The sequence below is a fragment of the Mesorhizobium sp. Arg314 genome (assembly GCF_053714275.1).
Window position 1 is genome coordinate 1 of the sequence record NZ_JBSKBP010000140.1, and the last position, 2,728, is coordinate 2,728.

Genomic DNA, 2,728 nt, shown 5'->3' on the forward strand with positions numbered 1-2,728 from the left:
GCGGCTCATCGACTACGTCCTGACCCGGCCGCTGGTCTCGAGCGCAATGATCGAAAAAGAGCTGAGGGTGACGACCAGGGGCGCGCTCAACCTCGTCGGCGAGCTGGGCATGCGCGAAATCACGGGGAGAGGACGTTATCGGGCGTGGGGGATTGTCTAGAGCATAGAGCCTGCCGTCGGTCGTTCCAGCCCGACGGGGGGGTCGCCTTTACTGCCCGAGTTCAATTGAGGCGCTAGGGCACAAAAATTGAAATGTTAAGGTGAAAACCTCTCTATCGGATCGCCATACTGCGGCGTCAAGCGGGGCCAGGGGAGGGGCTTTTAAAGCCTCACCGGCAAAGTTTCAGGCGAGGCCGGAGAGCCGCCGCTCAGTCGTCGAAACGGACAGCGCTGACACGTCCGTGCTTCGGCTCGCCGGCGGCGAAGGCGCTGATGTCGAGACCGATGATCTTGGAGCCGAGGAAATCTGCGCGTAAGCTTATGGTCAGCTGCGCGGTCTAGTGTGCTCTAGCGCTTGGGAGCAAATCTGCCCGGTGCGATCTAAATCTACCGATAGGAGAGCGAATCTGATGTATGGCCGAATCAATGCCTCGTCCAGCCAAACCCCAAGTGCTAGCCAAGCCGACGAATCAAATCGGTCAGCAGATACCCACCGCTTTGCGGAGACTGTTGCAGGCGTGGCGTCCGATCTTCGCCCAAGTTCGTCCTCGGGAGAGACACGGCCATATTTCCTGACTTCGCGACCTCCAATCGAGGAGATCGACAGGTCCACCTTCAGGAGAGAAGTGAAGGCTTTCTACGGCGATGATATCAAGCACATTGCCGATAATCCGCAAGAGTACTCGGATTTCGTGTCGGAAAAGGCCCTGAGCGCGGCAATCGTTGCCAGAAGCTACGCCGGCACCGACAACGATGCGGCCGATGCGCGATATTTCAGCTATAAGCTAGGCGACAAAAGCGTTGGCCTTCTGAAGATAGACGGCGGATTGAGCGTCACGGGGGGGGGAAGACGGTTTCACGCCCGGTTTCCCGGGCGAACTGAAATCACTTCCCAAGTAGCTCTTCGGGTTACTCACCCCCTTGTCGAGAATGCCGGCGATATCATGCTTGAGCATCAACTTCGGCTTGACGGCGAACGCCCATTGGTCATGTCAGTGCCTGCTTCCCATGAGGTAGAGGGCCGTCTCATGCAGATGGGTTTTGCTAAGGTGGGAGGAGGTCACTGGATCCTTGATCCTGCACAGCATCCGGAAAAGTGGAATAACGATGACGGTGAATGGCGGCGGACCGACAAGCCTACGCTATATCTTTCCAAGAGCGGTGACGACGATACTGAAGCAAGCGTCGACACAGACTCGTCCGATGATGATGATCCGGCCTGGTATTTGGAACACCTTAATATCTAGCGGGACCGTGCGCTGCGGACGCGAGATGATCCTACAAGGTGAGCGCGACACAGCCGAGCTGAGGACTAGGGAAGTGGATCCGAACCGGTTTCCGGCTCTCAGCAAAGCTCCATCTAGCTCATCCCGTCACGCTTGAGGTGGCTGAACGCGCTCGGGCTGGAACCCCACGCTTCAGCGGCCTGGTTGTCATTTCGTGGCTCCTCGACTGTAGCGCAACTATTACGGAGGGCCGGTCGGCGTTGATTGTGATTGTGGCTCAACGAATCGGCGCATTGCCTCGTCAAAAATGTTCCTGAATGTTCAACCGTTGCCTCACATAAATTGCTCCCTGCCGAGGGGTATGAACAGGGGCAACTATGGGACGGCTGAGCATGGCGACGAGGAAAGATCTGACGGCTGCGGTTTCAGAGCGCTATCGTGCTTCGACGCGAGCGGAGTAGGCGAGAATTTTGGATGAGTTGGGGTAGGTTCAGGATACGTGTAAAAACCGGCCACAAGGGCAGTTCGAAGGGCAGCGCCTGTCCGTTGAGACCCCGCGGACGCCGTCACGGCGACATCCTCGTAGAGTGCGCTAGGGCCGAACGGGAACACGAATTTTGAACTCCAGCGCTGCGACTGCGAAGGTAGCTGAAGTCTCGACTCTCCAACCCGCCGGCATTTGTTCCATTAGCTCCAGCCATTTTGTCCAGGCCGCATCGTCGGAAAGGCGTTCTGTTCCGATAGTCAGAAGGTAGGGATTGTTGAAGATCAGGTTGCGCAGACGAAGTTGGGTCTGAGGACGGTAGGAGTGACGAGGAAGTTGCTGAGATCGTAAATCCGTATGAGGGCAATCCGGCGACTGTAGAGAAGGTCGAACTGGGCAGGATGCTGTATTTCGAGCCGCGACTTCGGAGGCGCACAAATCAGCTGCAACACCTGCCATCAAATTGGGCGCGCCGGCGCCGATGGCCGCCCCACCTCAATTGGCTTTAATTGGCAGCGCGGCGGACGCAACGCCCTTCAGGATCAAGCAGTTGCTTCTGCCGCCGAAAGGGCCGTTTCGAAAATCCAAAATCAAAGCCTTGTCAGTCGGTTTTGCAGCGCCTGCCGATCGGCGACGAGGTTGTCGAGGTGCAGCGGCGCGTGGTCTGGGCGCTGCCCATCCACCAATCGTTCAACCAGCGCCCGCGTGCCGTCCACCACAAAGACGCCGCAATCGTATTTGTTCGGTTGTTGGGCTATGCGGGCTGGCACCAAGGTGGCGTCCAGCAGTCCTGCCAGCTGTGCTGCAGGCGCGTCGTTGTATTGCCCTCGCTGAAGGGAATCGTAGTGATAGGCGACAT

3 protein-coding genes are annotated in these 2,728 nt (G+C 57.8%); 2 read left to right on the plus strand and 1 reads right to left on the minus strand.

The genetic code is table 11. From position 1 onward, the window contains the following. Together ACWGS9_RS34540 and ACWGS9_RS34545 are read left to right on the plus strand one after the other, a co-directional pair. The coding region (locus ACWGS9_RS34540) for a helix-turn-helix domain-containing protein (protein WP_454509404.1) at positions 1-160 on the plus strand (160 nt) is incomplete at its 5' end. Positions 161-785: 625 nt separating this feature from the next. Beyond that, on the plus strand, positions 786-1,406 hold the full coding sequence (locus ACWGS9_RS34545; RefSeq protein ID WP_454509402.1) for a host specificity protein: 621 nt from the start codon (positions 786-788) through the stop codon (positions 1,404-1,406). A gap of 1,053 nt (positions 1,407-2,459) precedes the next feature. Here the strand turns inward: ACWGS9_RS34545 and ACWGS9_RS34550 are convergent. Next, a partial coding sequence (locus ACWGS9_RS34550; protein WP_454509403.1) for a Ulp1 family isopeptidase occupies positions 2,460-2,728 on the minus strand: 269 nt, incomplete at its 5' end.